The organism is Oscillospiraceae bacterium, assembly GCA_015068525.1.
In the GTDB taxonomy this organism is placed as follows: Bacteria; Bacillota; Clostridia; order UMGS1840; family HGM11507; genus SIG450.
Genome location: SVKJ01000010.1, coordinates 1 through 19990 on the forward strand (window position 1 = coordinate 1; position 19990 = coordinate 19990).

Consider the following 19990-nt stretch of genomic DNA (forward strand, 5'->3'; position numbering starts at 1 on the left):
AATCCTGACGAAAAATTCAAACACCGCAGAGTTAAAATAGATATTTACTTTACGGCTGTTGGGTTGATAAGCATACCTGATGAAAAAGAATTGTTATCTTTAATGGATGAAATACGAAATGAAAAAAGTGCGTAAAAAAGGACTAAGCGGCGCAACCGCTGTGGTTACACCGCTTATTTTTTTACTGTCCTTTAGAACACTCCGCTAAAGAATAGTCTTTTTTCAACTAAATCCGTCTTGTGACGGAATAAATCTGCTAATGAAGATGAAATCACTTCGTGATGAAATCCGACTTTGTCGGGATATAAAGACGGATTTAATTTCATCGTGAATGGAGAGAGCGATTTCATTTAAAATATAAACACCCCGATATTACCATACTGCTCTTTAAAATGATAGTACATTAACTTGTGGCATATTTTTTATTCTCTTTACATAATATTATGTAGGTTATTGTGAACTAACACAACAAGGTCCTTAGAAAAACTCGAACTTTAGTTCACTGGTTTTTCATAAGGTTCTGATTTATGAAAGGATGAAAAATATGTTAAGAATACTTTCGGATAAAATAAGAGAACATATATGTTTAAATATGGTTTCTTACATAGTATTAACAGTTCTCTTTTCTTTGGGGATTATCGGAGGTGCGTATATTTACAATAGTTATTCCAAGGAAGAGATAGGAATACTTTACGAATTCTTTTCAGATGCAAAGGAAATTTACAAAGAAGGTTCAGGAAATAATCTTGAAATTTTCAAAAACTCGCTTTCTTCCTCTTTTCAAACTGTTTTTTTAATATGGCTTTTAGGTTTTACGGTTATAGGAATACCTGTTGTATTTTTCCTGATTATTAAAAAAGGATTTATTTCAGGACTTATTACCTGCTTTTTAGTAAGTAACTATTCAAACGGAATTTTATGTGCAATTTTCTTATTTTTTGTTCAGTCTGCCATTTTAATTCCGGCAATATTTTTTATATCAAATTACAGTATATCTTTATCCAAAACTCTGATAGGAATGGTATCGGGGAAAATACGCTTTAAAGTAAATTTTAAATACTATCTTCTTTTTTATCTGGGAATATTTTTCGCTATAGGTGTTGTTGTTATCATCTACTCACTTATGGAAGGATATTTTACATCAAATCTTTTAAAGTGGTTTTTTATAAATACAGAATTTTAATAAAATAAATTATAAATAGTTGACATAATACTTGACAAAAGTCGAATTTTGTCTTACAATGGAAAAGTCCCTCTTAGGGCGTCTGACAGCCAAAAGAGGAGTAATAAAAAAAGAGGCATTATTATGGAAAAGGAATTATCCTCGTTTATAGATTTTTTGTGCGAGGAAAAGAAACTAAGTGAAAATACTTTATTGTCATATAAAAGAGATATAACACTCTACTTTGACTATCTTAAAAAAGAAAAGAAAAGTTACATAAAAGCAACTAAGAAAACAGTTTTAGATTATCTTTCTTATTTGAAAGAATCGGGAAAGGCATCTTCGACAATTTCAAGAAATATTGCATCATTGCGAGCATTTTACCTATATCTTTATGATAATAAAATAATTGATAAAAATCCTGCCGAAGATTTAAAGTACGAAAAGAATGCAAGAAAAATTCCCGGAATACTTACGGGTAAAGAGATTGATAAACTTTTTTCTCAGCCTGACATAACAAGTTTTAAGGGGCTTCGTGATAAAGCAATGCTTGAAGTTTTATATGCGACAGGGATAAGAGTTTCGGAACTTATCAGCCTTAAAACTGACAGTATAAACATTAAAATGGGATATATTACCTGTGACAAAAAGGATAAAAAAAGAGTTATTCCTCTTCATGACGAAGCTGTTGATATTTTAAAAGTGTATCTTAAAAAGTATAAAGATATGTTTAAACGCGAAAAATATATATTTATAAACAGTGAAGGAAATCCAATTTCAAGGCAGGGGTTTTGGAAAATCATAAAAGAGTATGCAAAGAAGGCGAAGATAAAAAAAGAAATTACGCCTAACACACTAAGGCACTCATTCGCAGCACACCTAATTCAGAACGGAGCAGACTTAAAATCCATTCAGGAAATGCTGGGCCATGCAGATATTTCCACAACTCAGATTTACAATAATTTTGCAAACAGCAGGATTATTAAGATTTATAAAAATGCACATCCGAAGGCACTTAAGAATTGAAGTAAGACAGATTGGAGATTTTTTATGAAAAGATTAGTTTTGTCAGTACTAATAATATCGTTATTACTTGGGGGAGTAAGTGTATCCTCGAAAGAACTTTCCCGTATCGAATCAAAAAGTGTTATTTTGATGGAAGAAACCTCAGGTACAGTGCTTTTTGAAAAAAATGCAGATGAAAAAAGGGAAATTGCATCTGTTACCAAAGTTATGACTGCACTTTTACTTATGGAACAAATAGATGCAGGTAAAATTAAATATGATGATTTAATAACAGCAAGTGAAAATGCGGAAGAAATGGGTGGTTCTCAGGTTTATCTTGAAGTTGGGGAACAGATGTCGGTTGACGATATGCTAAAAGCACTTATGGTTGCATCGGGAAACGATGCGGCAGTTGCTATTGCTGAGCATGTATCGGGAACAGTTGAAGAGTTTGTCAATCTTATGAATAAAAAGGCTGAGGAACTTGGAATGAAAAATACTCATTTTGCCAATCCAAACGGGCTTCCTGAGGAAAGTGAACCTGAATATTCTACTGCAAGAGATGTTGCGACTATGTCAAGAGAACTTATTTCAAAACATCCCGATATAACAAAATATACAACTATATGGATGGATTCTCTAAGAGGCGGCGAATTTGCTCTTGCAAATACAAATAAACTTTTAAGTCCTGCAATAAACACGGGCTATGACGGAACTACAGGTTTGAAAACCGGATTTACAACAAATGCAATGCATTGTTTATCAGCTACTGCAAAAAGAGGCGATTTAGGTCTTGTTGCCGTTGTTCTTGGCGGTCCTACGTCGGATATAAGATTTAGCGAAGCAAAAGATTTATTTAACTATGGTTTTAATAATTTTGTGCTAAAGGGTAAAATTAAACAGGGCGAAGATATAAAAGAAACATCTGTAATAAAAGGAAAAGAAGAAACGGTTATGGGTGTTGCAAAAAACGATTTTGTTATACTTGACAATAAAAATGAAAAAGGCGAGATAACAAAAGAAATTGAAATGGATAAGGATATAAAAGCACCTGTTGAAAAAGGTCAGAAAATAGGAGTTATGCGTATCAAAAAGGGTGACGGTGTGATGGGCGAGGTTGACATAGTTGCCAAAGATACTGTTAAGCACAGAAATATTTTTGACGTAATAAAACTCTTTTTCCAAAAATGGATGGGAATAAAATAATTTAAAAAAAAATTAAATATAGAGGGGTGTACTTATGAAAAAATTTTTAAAAGAATTCAAAGAATTTGCCGTTAAGGGCAATATGATTGAACTGGCAATAGGTTTAATGATTGGTACTGCTTTTAATGCTGTTACATCATCTTTGGTAAAAGATATCTTTATGCCTTTAATCGGTATTTTAATGGGTGGGAAAGACTTCTCAGGACTTTCTATAAAAATCGGCGAAGCGGAAATTACATATGGACTTTTAGTTCAGGCAATATTTAATTTCTTAATAACTGCTTTTGTCTTATTTCTTCTTATTAAATTTATTGCAAAGATTAAGAGAGAGCCAAAAGAAGAGGAAGTTATCGAAGAGGTTATAGAACCTGAAATTTCTAAAGAGGTTGAACTTCTTACAGAAATCAGAGATCTAATAAAAAAAGGTGAGTAATACTCACCTTTTTTAAATTAGGAGTTAGGAATTAGGAATTAGGAATAAATGTACGCAAAAGATGCTATACAGCCTTTTGCGGTTTCTTGTTTCATTTATCGTTACAATTATTTATACATTGTAGGGGTCGGCGTCCTCGACGACCCGTGTTCATTCATAAATTCCGCAAGGAATTTATTCCTTTATTCCTAATTCCTAATTCCTAATTCCTAACTCCTAATTCCTAGTTCAATTGCCTTTTCTCGAATTATAAAACGTGCATTTTTGGCATAAAGGCTCAGATAATTTTCCTCCCAAAAATCCTTCGTTTAATTTTAAAAATCGTTCGCTTTTTAAAATATCAATAATACTTTCTTTAAATATATTTCCTAAATTTATAACACCGTCTGCATCAAGGCAACAGGGGACAACCGTTCCATCAGCAAGTATGCCGAGCATTTCTTTTGCTCCAAGACAGTTTCCCGAAGTTCTTATACTTTTGTCATTTATATCAGGCCAGGAAAATTTATTCATAAGGCTTATATATACATTCTCGGAGAGTTTTATGGCGTTTCTTCCTTTTTTAATTTCTTCCTTAATGTCAACTCCAAACGCATCTGAAATTATTTTAATTATATTCATACTTTCGTTTCTTATACTTTCATTTTCACTTTCTGTCCATAGTCTGTAACTTACATTAGGTTTTTTTCTTTCTTTTGCTAAAATACCAAATAAAATAATGTCATTTAGATATTTGTCAGTTTCTTTAATCTGACCGTCTAAAAGCGAATGGACAGAAATATTGACTTGTCTTGCACCATTTAATAATATATCGGTATATTTTGAAATAAGAACTCCGTTTGTTGTAATATTGAGAGGTTTTTCATACTTTGAAAATAAAGAAACAATCTGGTAAAATTCAGGGTGGCAAAGCGGTTCGCCCTTTATATGAGGATATATATGACATTTAAAATCATTAAATTCTTTCAAAATATGTTCAATCTCATTTAAGGTCATAAATCGTTTTTCACGCTTCACAGGAGAGCAAAAACTGCAGTTTAAATTGCATATATTTGTTATTTCAATATAAAGTCTTTTTAAATTCATTTTAATCACCATATTTTAGTATATAACAAAACTAATAAAAGTTCAATTTAATGTTGAGTTTTTTATTAAAATACGATATAATCATTAGAGGGCAGGTGAATGAAAATGAAAGAAGAAATATATACAATTCCTGTAAATGAAGTGTTTTCGGAGGAATGTTTTTGTCCTTTTTGCAAACTTTATGACAGGCTTGAAAAAGAAGAGATAAGATATGCCGTAGGTCCTGCTATGATGGAGCCTGATTACAGAAAAATAACTAACGAAAAAGGTTTTTGCAAAAAGCATATCAAGGAAGTAAATGCCCTGCCTAAAGCATTGGCATTATCCCTTATTTTAGAATCTCATTTTAAAAAGGTAAAAGAGGCTTTATATAAAGACTTCAAACCGAAAAAGAAACTTTTTAAAAAGGATTCAAATAAGATTGATGAGTTTATTTTCGATATTGCCGCGTTCAATCACGATTGCGCAATCTGCTCAAAGGTAGAACGCCATTTTTTACGATATATTGATACATTTATTTTTATGGTAAAAAAGGACGAGGAGTTTTTGGATAAGGTGTCAAACGGCGGCGGATTTTGTATGCCTCACTATGAAAGCGTGTTATATGCTGCAAGAAAGAAACTTTCTGAAAAAGAATTTGTAAGAATAATAGATAAAATAAATAAGGCACAGTTTAAAAAGTTTGAAAAATACGAAAAGGATATCTCGGAATTTATAAAAAGTTTTGATTACAATAATGCCGGGAAAAAAGAGGAAGCACCGAAAGACACTGTTTTAAAATCAAGTTATTTTTTGAATGGGGAGTTTGAAAAGGCAACTAAAAAACTGGAGGATGTTTAGAAGTGGAATATCTGTTTTCAGAGGATAAAATTATAATAAAAGATCCTCAGGATTTTTCTCTTTTATCAACTTTTGATTGTGGTCAGTGTTTCAGGTTCAATGAGGAGAACGGTCATTTTTTTGGCGTTTCAAACGGTAAAGTCGCAGAGTTCTACGAAGAAGCGGGCGATATTATAGTTGAAAATGTCACTAAAGATGAATTTTTAAATTACTGGGTACATTTTTTAGATTTAGAAAGAGATTATAAAAAAATAAAAAAAGAACTTATAAAAGATAAAGTTATAAAAGAAGCAATAGAGTTCGGGGGCGGAATAAGGATTTTAAATCAGGACTTTTTTGAGTGCCTGATTTCCTTTATTATTTCCCAGCAGAATAATATTCCTAAAATAAAAAAAGCAGTTGAACATCTTTGTTTACTATTCGGAGAAGAAATTATATATAAAGGCAAAAGTTATTATACATTTCCTACTTGCGAAAGATTAAAGGATATAGATGAAACTGATTTAGCACCTCTTAAAATAGGTTACAGGGATAAATATATCATTGATGCAATTTTTAATGTATACAGCGGGAATATAACTTATGAAAAACTTATTAATCTACCATATTTGGATGCAAAACGTGAACTTTTAAAAATAAAAGGTGTAGGGGATAAAGTGGCAGACTGTGTGCTTTTATTTTCCCTGTTAAAATCAGAAGCATTCCCTGTTGATACGTGGATTAAAAAGGCTATGGAGGGGTTATATAATCTTAAACCAAAGGAAATTCACGATTATACTGAACTTAATTTCGGAAAGTACAGCGGATTTGCACAGCAGTATATTTTTTATTATGTCAGAGCCTTACAAGGCGACAAATTAAAAAGATGAAGAAAACGAAAGAAGGCAAAAAACAAAATGGGTATGATTTTTGAAAGAAAATTACCATCTCCTGATGAGGTTAAAGCGCTTTATCCTCTCAGGGAAGAAGAAAAACAAATTATCGGAAAAAGAGCACAGGAACTAAAAGATATTTTTTCAGGAAAAAGCGATAAACTTATCTTAATAATCGGTCCTTGTTCTGCAGACCATGAGGACAGTGTTATAGATTATATTTTAAGACTGAGAAATGTTTATGAAAAAGTTAAAGACAGTATTTTTATAATACCCAGAATATATACCAATAAACCGAGAACAACAGGCGACGGGTATAAAGGAATGCTCCATCAGCCTGACCCTGAGAATAAACCTGATATGTATAAGGGGCTTGTAACAATAAGAGAACTGCATTTAAGGGCGCTTAGAGAAACGGGATTTTCCTGTGCTGACGAGATGCTTTATCCTGAAAATGACAGATATTTAAACGACCTTTTATGTTATGTTGCAGTAGGTGCAAGGTCGGTTGAAAATCAACAACATCGTCTTACAGCAAGCGGACTTGACATTCCTGTCGGTATGAAAAACCCGACCAGTGGCGATATTTCGGTTATGATGAATTCAATAACTGCCGCACAGCACAGGCACACCTTTATTTACAGGGGAGATGAAGTGCACACCGAAGGCAATCCATACGCTCATGCAATACTGAGAGGATATGTTAATAAGCATGGGAATGCTCTTCCTAACTATCATTATGAAGACCTTATTTTCTTGTCAGAGATTTATAATAAATCGGGGCTTTCAAACCCTGCTTTAATAGTTGATACAAACCACTCAAATTCAGGCAAACAATACTTAGAGCAGATTAGAATTGCAAAAGAAGTGCTTCACTCTACAAGGCATTCTTCTGATATTAAAAAACTTGTAAAAGGATTTATGATTGAAAGTTATATTGAAGACGGTTCCCAGAAAATCGGGGAAGGAATTTACGGAAAATCTATAACTGACCCATGTCTTGGCTGGGAAAAAACTGAAAGACTGATACTTGAAATGGCTGAACTGAGAGGTTAATATGATTTACGAAAATGAATTTAATTTTTCAAGTGAATGTTTTGATAATAAGGGAAATGTCCGTCCTTTTTACATTCTTGATGTTTTTGAGAAAAGTGCAACAGCTCATGGCGAAATAATCGGTGTGGGCGAAGAAACAATGAGTGAAAAAAATCTGTACTGGATAATTTCAAGAATTAAATATCAGGTTTTAAATCAGATAAATCCTTGCGAAACATATATTATAAGAACATGGCCTCTTAAACCTACAAAACTTAACTTTCAAAGAGAATATCTTATTTTAACTAAAGACGGTAAAGAGGTTATAAAGGGAACTGCTAACTGGCTTACTATAGACAGAACAGAGAGAAAACTTGTTATCGGAGCAGATGTTTTTCCCAAAATGGATTTTTGCGATAAGGTAAATTTTTCTGATAAAGTCCAAAGGTTAAGAGACTTTGAAAATGCAGAATTTAAAATGAAGATTATACCGAATAAAAACCATATTGACTCAAACGGACATGTCAATAACAAGCATTATACAACGTTTATGGAAGAGGCTTTAGGGGGATTTTTTGGTAAAATTAAAACTTTTCAGATTGATTATATCGCAGAAATAATGGAAAGCGATGAACTATCGGTTTTTGCATTTTCAGATAATGAAAAAACTCTTGTAAAAGGGGAAAGCGATAAAAGGAATTTTATCGGGAAAATCGAGTTTTAGTTAATGAGGAATTAGGAAATAGGAATGAGGAATGAAGGAAGGCAAAATTATGCTATACAGCAATTTTGCCCTTTTTTATTTCATTATATAAAAAACGCAAAACGCCGTATGGCATGTTTTGCGTCCTTAACGTTTGTTTTAACAAACATATCACGTGCAAAGCACATATCACATTTGCAAAGCAAATATATAACGTTATCGTAAGATAACATATCACTGTTTGACCATAAGGGCAAACACTTCAGAAGACAGGAAAAATTGTTCGGATTGGACGAAAAAAAGGAACAAACTTTTTAAGTTTGTTCCCGTAAGCCCGAAGGCGTACTAAGTACGTCGAGTGGTTTTTTTCGTTCAAAGTGCAAATGATTAAATTTCATAAATCACTTTGTGATTTATACCTATTAAGACAAGAGCAAGTCCTTGCCCTACAATTTTATTTATATATTTTTCATTTGCACGGTCCGGGCAGTTTTTACGTCTTCTGATTACTCGTTTTCTCTTAATGCTTCAAGTACATCAGCAACTGTAACGATATTTTCTGCTTCTTCGTCATCAATTTCAATATCAAATTCGTCTGAGAAAGCCATAAGAAGTTCAACTAAATCTAAGGAATCTGCTCCAAGATCATCAACAAATGAACATTCCGGTCTTATATCTTCAGGTTGTAAACCTAATTGTTCAGCAATAAGTTCTTTAACTCTTTCAGTCATATTTTCACCCCCAAAAATATTATACTTCCAAATTTATCATACATATATTATTATAAAAGTCATATATTGTCAATACTTTTTTATTCATTTGCAAGTTTTTCTTCAATATTTTTGATTATATCCGATTCTACAAAGGTTTGACAGTTTATAATTGCGTTCATAATCGCACGTCTGTCAGATGAACCATGTGCTTTCATAACGGGTTTTCTAAGCCCTAAAATAGGTGTTGCACCATATTCTTTATAGTCAAACTGTTTTTTAAATTCGTAAAGTCCTTTTTTTAGTCCCAAAGAGCATATTTTGGTAAGAACAGATTTTAACATTATGTTTTTAATGCCTTTCATAAGTGTTTTGGAAACACCCTCTACGGTTTTTAAGATAATATTTCCTGTAAAACCGTCACAAACATAAACGTCATAATCTCCTGAGAGAATATATCTTGGCTCACAATTCCCTTTAAAGTTTATTAAATTATTGTTCTTTAGTAGATTATATGCCGAAACTAAATTTTCAGTACCTTTAGTTTCTTCTGCACCGATATTTATAAGACTTACACTTGGATTTTTAACATTTTTGTCTGTTTCAAAATAAACTGAACCCATGACTGCAAGTTGATTTATGTACTCAGGAGAAAGAGTGACATTAGCGCCCGCGTCCAACATAAGTTTAGGTCCCTTTTCGCTTGGAAGATATATAGCAAGTGCCGACCTTTTTACGCCTTTTATCCTCTTTACAATAAGATTGGCAGCAGTAAATACTGCTCCTGTGTTGCCTGCACTTATGAACACATCGCCCTTATCTTCTTTTAATAAGTTAAGACCGACAATTACAGAAGAATCCTTTTTCTCTTTAACTGCTTTTATCGGGTCATCGTCCCCTTCAATTTTCTCACTGCAATGATGAATATAAATATTTTTATCTGATATATTTTCTTTTTCCATTATCTCTTTGATTTTCATTTCATCGCCGCAAAGGATAACTTCAATATTTTCTTTTGCTTTAAGAGCCAGTTCTGCTCCTTTTATGATTTCAAGAGGCGAATTATCTCCCCCGAATGCATCTAATATAACCCTCATATAAATTTCTCCTTATAAAATATTATATTTATATATTAAATTATAATAAAAATATTGTCAAGTTAAGTTTTTTATGGTAAAATATAGAATGAATAAATTTTAACAAAAAGAAGGTTATATATATGGAAATGAACTTTGCGACAAGAATGGATGGAGTAAAAGGTTCGGCAATAAGAGAAATGTTTAAACTGATGGGTGATCCTGCAATTATTTCGTTTGCAGGCGGCAACCCTTCGCCTGATACATTTCCTGCAAATGAACTTAAGGAAATTGCTTCAAGAGTGCTTTTGGAAAATCCTTCAAAGTGTTTGCAATACAGTGTAACTGAGGGATATGCCCCACTGGTTCAAAAAGTTACAAACAGGCTTGAAGACCAGAATATTTATAAAACGGGCGATAAAGTTATAATAACAACAGGCGGACAGCAGGGGATTGACCTTGGTACTAAAGCCATTATAAACCCTGGCGACGGTGTTGCCTGCGAAACTCCGAGTTTTATAGGTGCACTTAACTGTTTTCGTACTTATGAAGCAAAACTTTACGGTATTCCTCTTTCTGAAGACGGGCTTGATACTGAAATTTTAGATAAAACTTTAGAAGAAAATAAAAATATCAAAATTTTATATATTATCCCTACTTTCCAAAATCCTATGGGGATTACTACATCTAAAGAAAAAAGAAATGAAATACTTAGAATATGCAAAAAACATAATGTTATTATTATAGAAGATAATCCTTACGGAGAATTAAGATTTAAAGGGGAAGATGTTCCTACCATTAAATCTCTTGACGAGGAGGGGGATACAGTTTTATACTGTGGTTCTTTCTCTAAAGTGTTATCTCCCGGATTAAGACTTGGTTTTTCTTGTGCAAGTGAGAAACTTATTGAAAAAATGGTTGTACTAAAACAGGTTAATGATGTTCATACAAATATTTTTTCACAAATTCTTGCTGACGAGTGGCTTTCTTTATACGACTTTGACGCACATATTGAAAAATGCAGAAATGTGTATAAGAAAAAATGCGAACTTATGTTAAGAACTATGGATGAAGAATTTCCGTCTTTTGTTACATACACAAGACCTGAGGGCGGGCTCTTTATTTACTGCACAATAAATAAAGATGTTGATACTGCGGAAATTGTAAAAGAATCTATAAAAAGGAAAGTTGCTTTTGTTCCGGGTTGTAACTTTATGACCGACGTAGATGAAAAAACAAGTTCATTTAGACTTAACTATTCAACTATGGACGATGAAAGCATTGTTAAAGGAATTAAAATACTTGCAGAGGTTTTAAAAGAATTATAAAAAAGGAATGAATAAATTGGAAAAGAAGAAAACTATATTAAGCGGTGTTCAGCCGTCAGGAGTTATGACTATAGGAAATTATATAGGCGCAGTTAAAAACTGGACTAAAATGCAGGAAGATTTTAATTGCCTTTATATGATAGTTGACCTTCATGCTATCACAGTTAAGCAGGACCCTGTAAAGTTAAGGCAAAGATGTATGGAATTTTTGGCTCTTTATCTTGCATGCGGACTTGACCCGAAAAAAAGCACATTGTTTTTCCAGTCCCATGTTCACGAGCATGCTGAACTTTCCTGGGCGCTTAACACAATAACATATATGGGCGAACTTTCAAGAATGACTCAGTTTAAAGATAAAACTAAAAATAAGCAGGATGCCAATATTGGAGTAGGTCTATTTACCTATCCTGTTTTAATGGCAGCGGATATTTTATTATATCAGGCGGATTTAGTGCCTGTCGGAATTGACCAGAAACAGCATTTGGAACTTACAAGAAATTTAGCCGAAAGGTTTAATCATCAGTTCGGGGAAATGTTTACCGTTCCTGAACCGTATATTCCTAAAATCGGCGCTAAGATAACATCTTTATCTGATCCTTTAAAGAAGATGTCAAAGTCTGACGATAATGTTAATTCTTTCATTTCAGTTATTGACGAACCTGATGTAATACTTAGAAAATTCAAAAGAGCAGTTACCGATTCAGGCAGTGAAGTAAGAAGAGGCGAAGGTAAAGAAGGAATTGAAAACCTTATGAGCATTATGAGTGCATTTACCGGGAAATCTTTTGATGAGATTGAAAACGAATTTTCTTCTTCAGGATACGGCGAATTTAAAACAAAGGTTGCAGAATGTGTAATCGATGAACTTACACCTGTAAGAGAAAGATATTACGACTATCTTAAAAATAAAGATTATTTACAATCAGTTTATAAAGAAGGCGCTGAAAGGGCATCATATATAGCAAGTAAAACTATAAAGAAAGTTTACAGAAAATTAGGTTTTGTTGATAAACTTTAAAAGGTTTTAAAGAATTACAGGAGATAAAAATGATTGATTATAATTTGATTTTCAGTTTCGCTTTGGCATATCTTGTTACTTTTGCATTAGTTCCTATTGTAAGAGTACTTGCCTTTAAAATGAATGCAGTAGATATTCCCAAAGACGAAAGAAGAATGCATAAAAGACCTATTCCCCGCTGGGGAGGAACAGCAATATATCTTGGCTTTGTGGTAAGCGTTGCATGTTTTACACCTGTTATTGATAAAAGGCTTATAGGAATACTTATTGGCTCTTTAGTTATAGTAGGAATAGGAGTACTTGACGATAAATATTCACTTAATCCGTTTTTAAAACTTATGGGGCAATGTGCTGCTGCAGTTATCGTTATTGCATTCGGAGTAAAAATAAATGCATTTAACGGGATTTTATCATCTTTTGACAATCCTTATCTGATAAATATTTTTTCAATAGCAGTGACATTTATATGGATAATAGGTGTTACAAATGCCGTAAATCTTATTGATGGGCTTGACGGTCTTGCTGCAAGTATTTCGGGAATTTCGGCTCTGGCACTTGTGTTTATCTGTATTATAACAAAAAGATTTGATATGGCAGTTCTTTTTGTAGCTGTTGCGGGAGCATGTATGGGATTTTTACCTTTTAACAGCCACCCTGCAAAAATATTTATGGGAGATTCAGGTGCACTTTTCTTAGGATATATACTTGCTACTTTATCGATTGAAACTTTCTTGCAGGGATATTCTGCAATGAGTTTTATTGTTCCTATAATAGTTCTTGCTCTTCCGATATTTGATACATCTTTTGCAATTATAAGAAGAGTTTACAGGCATAAAGGAATTATGAGTGCTGACAGAGGGCATCTTCATCACAGACTGGTTGACTCAGGGCTTACCCATAAAGAAACAGTGTCTGTTATGTCTACCTTCAGTGCGCTTTTATCAATAACTGCTATTATCCTTATTTCAAAAGGAATTAACCGTGCAATAGTGCTTATAATTACAATGTTAATATTCTCGGTATGTATTAAATTATATGCTTCTCACAGAAGCGTTGAAAAACAATATATGAATAAACTTGATGAAACAGGAAGTGAAGAAAAAAATGAAGAAAATTAAAGTTATGACCGTATTCGGAACAAGACCTGAAGCGATTAAAATGGCACCTTTAGTTAAAGAGATTGAAAAAAGAGAAGAACTGGAGAGTATTGTAGCAGTTACTGCACAGCACAGGCAGATGCTTGATCAGGTTCTTAAGATATTTGATATAACACCTGATTTTGACTTAAATATTATGAAAGACAGGCAGACTCTTACCGATATAACATTAAGGGCAACAAAGGGGCTTGACGATGTTATAAAAGAAGCAAAACCTGACATTGTTTTGGTTCACGGGGATACTTCCACAACTTTTGCCGGTGCTCTTGCCGCTTTTTATAATCAGGTAAGCGTCGGACACGTTGAAGCAGGGCTTAGAACTTATGATAAGTATTCTCCATTCCCTGAAGAAATGAACAGGAAACTTACAGGTGCAATTTCCGATATGCACTTTGCACCGACAATAAACAATAAAGAAAATTTACTTAAAGAAAATGTATGCGAAGATGATATTTATATAACAGGTAATACCGTTATAGATGCTCTTAAAACAACTGTTAAAGAAGATTATGTTTTTGAAACTGATGCTATAAATAAAGTTGATTTTTCAAAAAAAGTTATTGTTGTTACTGCACACAGAAGAGAAAACTTAGGCGAAGGTCTTAACAATATATGCATGGCTCTTAACTTTATTGCAAATAAATATCAGGATGAGGTTGAAATAATCTATCCTATGCATTTAAATCCTGTTGTAAGGGAAACTGCAAATAAACATCTTGGAAATATTAAAAATGTTCACTTAATAGATCCTGTTGACGTTTGTGAATTACATAATCTTATGAATAAATCATATATGATTATGACTGACTCAGGCGGACTTCAGGAGGAAGCACCATCACTGGGAAAACCTGTTTTAGTTTTAAGAAACGAAACTGAAAGACCTGAAGCGGTTAAAGCGGGAACTGTTAAAATTGCAGGTGTTAACAAAGACGAAATAATAAAAATGGCAGAAGACTTACTTGAAAGTAAAGAAAGTTACGAGAAAATGGCAAAAGCAGTTAATCCTTATGGTGACGGGTTTGCTTCTAAGAGAATATGCGATGCCATAATAGAAAAATATTATGGGAAAGAATAATGATATCCTAAAAGCACTTGCCGCCTTTTCGCAGGTAAGCATATCTGTTTTATCTCCTATAATACTTTGTATTATTCTTGGCAGACTTGCAACTGATAAGTTAGGTTTTCCTGATTTTGTAATGGTTATTGCCATAGTTCTTGGAGCTATATCAGGATTTTACAGTATGATAACATTTATTAAGAATATCACAAAAACTAAATAGCGGTGAAGATTTATGATTGAAAAGAATTTATTAAAAGAAGTCAGAAATATGGCGATAGGAGTTTTTCTTCTTTCTTTATTTATGGTTTTAATATTTTTTCTTTGCGGATACTTTTCCATTCAAGTAATCTTAGGAGCGCTGCTTGGAGATGCGGTATGTGTTCTTAACTTTCTGATTTTGGCATACTGTGTATCACAGGCAGTTGAAAAAGGAGAAGACAGTGCAAAAAAATATATAAGCGGAACTTACTTTTTAAGAATGATTTTAGTTGCCGTATCTATTATTATTGCAATTAAAACTCCAAGGTATTTTAATTATCTTGCAACTGCAATACCTTTTGTTTTTCCCAGAATAGTAATCACAGTTTTAAATTTCATAAATAGCAGGAAGGGGGATAAAGTTGAACGGTCCGAAGATAATATTTGAAATTCCTTTGCTTGGCGGAATAAAAATTACCGAAACTATTGTCAACCAGTGGATAATAATGATAGCAATAATTCTTTTATGTATCTTCTTTACAAGAGATTTAAGAGTTAAACCTGTTAAGAAAAGGCAGGTTGCAGCAGAAAAAATAGTTGGAATGCTTTATAATCTTGTAGGGGAAACAATGGGCAAAAGATATGAAAGTTTTGCTCCTTACATCGGAGCATTATTCACAATGTCAATTATGGGAAGTTTATCCAGCCTTTTAGGGTTAAGACCTTATACTGCTGATTTAAGCACAACACTTGCCTGGGCAGTTTTAACATTTTTTATGGTGCAAATAAATTCAATAAGGCTTAACGGTGTAGGCGGTTGGTTAAAAGGCTTTGCCGAACCTGTACCATTTATATTACCTTTAAATTTAGTAAGTGAAATAGCAAACCCTATTTCAATATCTTTCCGTCATTTCGGGAATATTGCTGCCGGTATGGTTATAACTTCTTTGGTATACAGCGGGCTGGCAGGTATAAGCAGTATAATTTTAAGTTTTATTCCGAATTACTTTATAAGCCATATACCTTTTTTACAGTTAGGTATTCCTGCGCTTTTGTCTATTTATTTTGATTTATTCGGAAGTTTCTTACAAGCATATATAATATGTATGTTAACAATGGTATACGTATCCGGTGTATCGGATAACTAATATAATAAACATAAAAAGGAGAAATAGTTATGGACGCATTATTAGCAAAAACAATAGTATTAGCAGCTTCAGCAATTGGAGCAGGATTAGCAATGATTGCAGGTATAGGACCCGGTATAGGTCAGGGTTTTGCTGCAGGCAAAGCAGCTGAAGCAGTTGGACGTCAACCAGAAGCAAAAAGTGATATTACATCTACAATGCTGTTTGGATGTGCTGTCGCAGAATCAACAGGTATTTACGGTTTGGTTGTAGCACTTATATTACTTTACGCAAACCCATTTATAGGAATGTTAGGACTGTAATATAAGAATCTTTAATTAACGAGCAAAAATCCGAAAAAAGAAATCGGATACTGTTAAAGGAAAGGTATAAATCATGGATGAATTTTTATCCTTTGTTACCATAGATGTATGGACAATGATTATGACATGGGGAAATCTTCTTATCCTCTTTTTTGCTATGAAAAAATTCTTGTTTAAGCCTGTTAAGGCTATAATGGATAAAAGGCAGGAAGAGATTGAGAAGTCTATTTCCTCTGCAGAAATTGCAAAAAAAGATGCTGAAAATCTAAAATGCGAGTACGTATTAAAACTTTCGGAAGCAAAAGCCGAAGCGGACTCTATTATAAAGACTGCTGTTAAAAATGCTCAGCTTAAAGAAGAAGAAATTATAAAAGATGCGAACAAAAAAGCTGCTGACATTTTAGAGAGAGCAGACAAAGAGATTGAGAATCAGAAAAAAGCCGCATTGTCGGATATTAAAGGCGAGGTTTCTGATATTGCCATATCTATTGCAACAAAGATTATTAAAAAAGATATAAACGAAAAAGACCATGAACAGCTTATTAACGAATTTATAGATGAAATAGGTGATGCTTCATGAGTGATTTTTCAAAAAAATACGCAGGGGCGTTATACGACCTTTGCAAAGAAGAGAATATAACCAAAGAAGTATTAGAAGAACTTTTAGTTATTGATACTGTCATAAAAGAAAATAAGGAGTATAAAAATCTTCTTGATACTCCTGCAATTTCTCTTAAGGATAGATTAAGTATCATAGATGAGGCTTTTTCTTCCTGTTCTTTGTATGTTTTAAATTTTATAAAACTTCTTTGTGAAAACAAAAAGTTTTATGAGTTTTCCTTAGTTGTTTCAAATTTTAACAAACTTTATGACGAAGAAAGAAATATCGAAAGGGTAGAGGCGATAACCTGTGTTGCCCTTTCGGATGAGCAGGCTTCAAGTTTAAGAGAAAAGATAGAAAAGATAACTAAAAAGAATGTGCATTTAACAAACAAAGTTGATAAAAGCATTATTGGCGGTGTTATCTTAAAATTCAAAAACAGAATGTATGACGGCAGTATAAGGAAAAGTCTTAATGAAATTGCCTGTAAAATTAAAAACAGTACTTTATAGAAAGGGTGAGGAAGATGCATATAAAGCCTGAAGAAATAAGTAAAATTATAAAAGACCAGATAAAAAATTACAAAGATCAAATTACACTTTCCGAAACAGGATACGTTATTTCTATTGGTGACGGAATTTCCAGAGTTCACGGCCTTTCTGACTGTATGGCTAATGAACTTTTGGAATTTTCTAACGGCGAGTACGGAATGGCACTTAACTTAGAAGAAAATTTTGTCAGTGTCGTTATGCTTGGCTCAGACGAAGGTATTAAAGAGGGAGATATCGTTAAAAGAACAGGGAAAGTTGTGTCTGTTCCCGTAGGTGACGAATTAATCGGAAGAGTAGTTAATGCATTAGGTCAGGCGATTGACGGAAAAGGTGAAATTAAAACAGAAAACATAAGACCGATTGAGTCAAATGCTCCGGGTATTATAGAAAGAAAATCAGTAAGTGTACCTTTGCAGACAGGAATAAAAGCCATCGATTCTATGATTCCTATAGGACGTGGTCAGAGAGAACTTATAATCGGTGACAGGCAGACAGGTAAAACTGTTATAGCAACCGATACAATTATAAACCAAAAAGGAAAAGATGTTATTTGCATATATGTTGCAATCGGTCAGAAAAGGTCAACCGTTGCACAGATTGTTGATACTCTCGAAAAAAACGGGGCAATGGATTATACAATAGTTGTTTCGGCAACTGCGTCCGAACTTGCACCCCTTCAATATATAGCACCATATTCAGGATGTGCTATGGGCGAATATTTTATGGAAAAGGGCAAAGATGTACTTGTTGTTTATGATGACTTATCAAAACATGCAGTTGCATACCGTGCTCTGTCCTTACTTATAAGAAGACCACCGGGAAGAGAAGCATATCCTGGAGATGTATTCTACCTTCATTCAAGATTACTAGAAAGAGCGGCAAGACTTGCACCTGAGTACGGCGGCGGTTCTCTTACTGCACTTCCTATTATAGAAACTCAGGCGGGAGATGTATCGGCGTATATACCTACTAATGTTATATCCATAACTGATGGTCAGATATTCTTAGAAACCGAACTTTTCCACAGTGGTATTATGCCTGCTGTTAACCCAGGTATATCAGTATCGAGGGTTGGAGGAAATGCACAGATTAAAGCAATGAAAAAAGTATCAGGGTCACTTAAACTCAGTTATTCTCAGTACAGGGAACTTCAGGGATTTGCACAGTTTGGTTCTGACCTTGACGAAGATACGAAAAAAAGACTTGCACAAGGGGAAAGAATAGTTGAAGTTTTAAAACAGGACAGGAATTCCCCTATAGACGTTGAATTGCAGGTTGTTATTATCTATGCTGTAATTAATGACTTTTTAGCAGATATAAAGGTAAGTGAAATTGCAGATTTTGAAAGTGGCCTTTTTGACTTTATGAAAAATCATCATAACGAAATACTTGCTGAGATTAAACAAACAGGCGACCTTTCAAAAGAACTTTCAGAAAAGTTAAAAGAAGCAATAGAAGAATACAAGAAAATTCGTTAAAACGAATTTAATGAAAAATTAATAAAGAATAATGAATAATTGCGGTTGAAAATCGCAGAGCGATTTTTCTTTTTTAAAATGCGAAGCATTTATTCCTTAATTATTCATTTTTCATAATTCATTATTCATTACACTACATTAAGGAGTAATATCTTATGGCAGGAACATCCACGAAAGATATTAAAAACAGAATAAAAAGCGTAGAAAACACGGGCCAGATTACAAAAGCAATGGAACTTGTTGCTACCTCTAAACTCCGTCATGCAAAAATAAAGGCGGAAACGACAAAACCGTTTTTTGATATTTTAAAAGGCACTTTGGATTCCATAAAGAGAAATGCAACCAATTTTTCATCAGTTTATATGAAAAAAAGAGAGATTAAAAAAACCTGTGTTATAGTTGTCGGAGGGGACAGAGGTCTTGCAGGAGGATACAATATAAATGTCTTTAAAAAAGCAAAAGAAATTATGGATGGTAAAGACTGTGTAGTCCTTCCTGTAGGAAAAAAGGCTTTTGAGTATTACAAAAAGCAGGGAGCAGAAATCTTCTCAGACCTTTATCCTGTGGTTTCGGATGTTAATATCCCCCGTTGTTATGACATTGGAGGAGCATTATCTTTCGCTTTTAGAAAAGGCGAGTTTGACAGGCTTTTAATTGTATATTCAAAGTTTGTTTCAATGCTTAATCAGGAAGCAGTTTGCGAGGAAATTCTTCCGCTTTCAAATATGGAAGGCGATAAACCAAAAAGAAAACAACTTACAATATATGAGCCGTCTTATGACACAGTTTTTGATAAAATAGTACCTCAGTATGTAAGTGGTGTTATTTACTTTGCAATTTGTCAGTCTCAAGCCAGTGAACATGCAGCAAGGCGAACATCGATGGAATCAGCATCTAAAAATGCAGCTGAAATGATTGACGACTTAACTTTAAAATATAACCGTGCAAGGCAGGCGGCAATTACTCAGGAAATTACTGAAATTGTGTCAGGCGCTGAAACGGTATAAAAAAAGTTTAAATA

General features: G+C 33.4%; 23 protein-coding genes. 20 read left to right on the forward strand and 3 right to left on the reverse strand.

Annotation, left to right across the window (positions count from 1 at the left end):
* Window positions 1–535: 535 nt before the first annotated feature.
* The 4 genes from spoIIM (at window position 536) to mscL (ending at window position 3806) form a co-directional block, all read left to right on the forward strand.
* On the forward strand, window positions 536–1183 hold the full coding sequence (gene spoIIM / locus E7419_04790; protein MBE7014508.1) for a stage II sporulation protein M: 648 nt from the start codon (window positions 536–538) through the stop codon (window positions 1181–1183).
* 123 nt (window positions 1184–1306) lie between these two features.
* The gene (xerD, locus tag E7419_04795) at window positions 1307–2188 is read left to right on the forward strand and encodes a site-specific tyrosine recombinase XerD (GenBank protein ID MBE7014509.1); all 882 of its coding nucleotides are present in this window, start codon (window positions 1307–1309) and stop codon (window positions 2186–2188) included.
* Window positions 2189–2212: 24 nt separating this feature from the next.
* Window positions 2213–3373: a D-alanyl-D-alanine carboxypeptidase gene (locus tag E7419_04800; GenBank protein MBE7014510.1), complete on the forward strand. Its 1161-nt coding sequence runs from the start codon at window positions 2213–2215 to the stop codon at window positions 3371–3373.
* A gap of 34 nt (window positions 3374–3407) precedes the next feature.
* Complete coding sequence (gene mscL / locus E7419_04805; GenBank protein MBE7014511.1) at window positions 3408–3806, forward strand: large conductance mechanosensitive channel protein MscL; 399 nt, start codon at window positions 3408–3410, stop codon at window positions 3804–3806.
* 228 nt (window positions 3807–4034) lie between these two features.
* On the opposite strand, the gene E7419_04810 is transcribed toward mscL, so the two are convergent.
* Window positions 4035–4904: a radical SAM protein gene (locus E7419_04810; protein ID MBE7014512.1), complete on the reverse strand. Its 870-nt coding sequence runs from the start codon at window positions 4902–4904 to the stop codon at window positions 4035–4037.
* A gap of 93 nt (window positions 4905–4997) precedes the next feature.
* On the opposite strand from E7419_04810, the gene E7419_04815 reads away from it, so the two are divergent.
* The 4 genes from E7419_04815 to E7419_04830 are packed head-to-tail and all read left to right on the forward strand — an operon-like array spanning window position 4998 to window position 8363.
* Window positions 4998–5732 (forward strand): hypothetical protein, encoded by a 735-nt coding sequence (locus tag E7419_04815; protein ID MBE7014513.1) that lies wholly within the window; start codon window positions 4998–5000, stop codon window positions 5730–5732.
* A 2-nt stretch (window positions 5733–5734) separates the two neighbouring features.
* Window positions 5735–6601, forward strand: a complete 867-nt coding sequence (locus E7419_04820) for a DNA-3-methyladenine glycosylase 2 family protein (GenBank protein MBE7014514.1) — start codon at window positions 5735–5737, stop codon at window positions 6599–6601.
* 27 nt (window positions 6602–6628) lie between these two features.
* A complete protein-coding gene (locus E7419_04825) occupies window positions 6629–7660 on the forward strand; it encodes a 3-deoxy-7-phosphoheptulonate synthase (protein ID MBE7014515.1) in 1032 nt (343 codons plus the stop codon).
* Between the two features lies 1 nt (window position 7661).
* A complete protein-coding gene (locus E7419_04830) occupies window positions 7662–8363 on the forward strand; it encodes a hypothetical protein (GenBank protein ID MBE7014516.1) in 702 nt (233 codons plus the stop codon).
* Window positions 8364–8848: 485 nt separating this feature from the next.
* On the opposite strand, the gene acpP is transcribed toward E7419_04830, so the two are convergent.
* Both acpP and plsX read right to left on the reverse strand, forming a co-directional pair.
* The gene (gene acpP, locus E7419_04835) at window positions 8849–9073 is read right to left on the reverse strand and encodes an acyl carrier protein (GenBank protein MBE7014517.1); all 225 of its coding nucleotides are present in this window, start codon (window positions 9071–9073) and stop codon (window positions 8849–8851) included.
* Window positions 9074–9153: 80 nt separating this feature from the next.
* Window positions 9154–10149, reverse strand: a complete 996-nt coding sequence (plsX, locus tag E7419_04840) for a phosphate acyltransferase PlsX (GenBank protein ID MBE7014518.1) — start codon at window positions 10147–10149, stop codon at window positions 9154–9156.
* A 122-nt stretch (window positions 10150–10271) separates the two neighbouring features.
* Between plsX and E7419_04845 the strand changes: the two genes are divergently transcribed.
* The 12 genes from E7419_04845 to atpG all read left to right on the forward strand — a co-directional run bounded on the left by E7419_04845 (window position 10272) and on the right by atpG (window position 19976).
* Entirely contained in the window at window positions 10272–11456 is a 1185-nt protein-coding gene (locus E7419_04845) for a PLP-dependent aminotransferase family protein (GenBank protein ID MBE7014519.1), read from the forward strand.
* Window positions 11457–11463: 7 nt separating this feature from the next.
* A complete protein-coding gene (trpS, locus tag E7419_04850) occupies window positions 11464–12474 on the forward strand; it encodes a tryptophan--tRNA ligase (protein ID MBE7014520.1) in 1011 nt (336 codons plus the stop codon).
* A gap of 29 nt (window positions 12475–12503) precedes the next feature.
* Window positions 12504–13592 (forward strand): undecaprenyl/decaprenyl-phosphate alpha-N-acetylglucosaminyl 1-phosphate transferase, encoded by a 1089-nt coding sequence (locus E7419_04855; protein ID MBE7014521.1) that lies wholly within the window; start codon window positions 12504–12506, stop codon window positions 13590–13592.
* Complete coding sequence (locus tag E7419_04860; protein MBE7014522.1) at window positions 13579–14706, forward strand: UDP-N-acetylglucosamine 2-epimerase (non-hydrolyzing); 1128 nt, start codon at window positions 13579–13581, stop codon at window positions 14704–14706. The genes E7419_04855 and E7419_04860 overlap by 14 nt, the downstream gene beginning before the upstream one ends.
* A complete protein-coding gene (locus E7419_04865) occupies window positions 14693–14911 on the forward strand; it encodes an AtpZ/AtpI family protein (protein ID MBE7014523.1) in 219 nt (72 codons plus the stop codon). The genes E7419_04860 and E7419_04865 overlap by 14 nt, the downstream gene beginning before the upstream one ends.
* A gap of 12 nt (window positions 14912–14923) precedes the next feature.
* A complete protein-coding gene (locus E7419_04870; GenBank protein ID MBE7014524.1) occupies window positions 14924–15337 on the forward strand; it encodes an ATP synthase subunit I in 414 nt (137 codons plus the stop codon).
* Window positions 15312–16037, forward strand: coding sequence for a F0F1 ATP synthase subunit A (locus tag E7419_04875; GenBank protein MBE7014525.1), 726 nt, complete (start codon window positions 15312–15314; stop codon window positions 16035–16037). The genes E7419_04870 and E7419_04875 overlap by 26 nt, the downstream gene beginning before the upstream one ends.
* A gap of 29 nt (window positions 16038–16066) precedes the next feature.
* Window positions 16067–16339: an ATP synthase F0 subunit C gene (gene atpE, locus E7419_04880; GenBank protein MBE7014526.1), complete on the forward strand. Its 273-nt coding sequence runs from the start codon at window positions 16067–16069 to the stop codon at window positions 16337–16339.
* Window positions 16340–16412: 73 nt separating this feature from the next.
* On the forward strand, window positions 16413–16919 hold the full coding sequence (atpF, locus tag E7419_04885; protein ID MBE7014527.1) for a F0F1 ATP synthase subunit B: 507 nt from the start codon (window positions 16413–16415) through the stop codon (window positions 16917–16919).
* Window positions 16916–17452: a F0F1 ATP synthase subunit delta gene (locus E7419_04890; protein MBE7014528.1), complete on the forward strand. Its 537-nt coding sequence runs from the start codon at window positions 16916–16918 to the stop codon at window positions 17450–17452. Before atpF ends, E7419_04890 begins: the two co-directional genes overlap by 4 nt.
* Before the next feature lie 14 nt (window positions 17453–17466).
* Entirely contained in the window at window positions 17467–18969 is a 1503-nt protein-coding gene (locus E7419_04895; GenBank protein ID MBE7014529.1) for a F0F1 ATP synthase subunit alpha, read from the forward strand.
* A gap of 155 nt (window positions 18970–19124) precedes the next feature.
* Entirely contained in the window at window positions 19125–19976 is an 852-nt protein-coding gene (atpG, locus tag E7419_04900) for an ATP synthase F1 subunit gamma (GenBank protein ID MBE7014530.1), read from the forward strand.
* Window positions 19977–19990 lie beyond the last annotated feature (14 nt).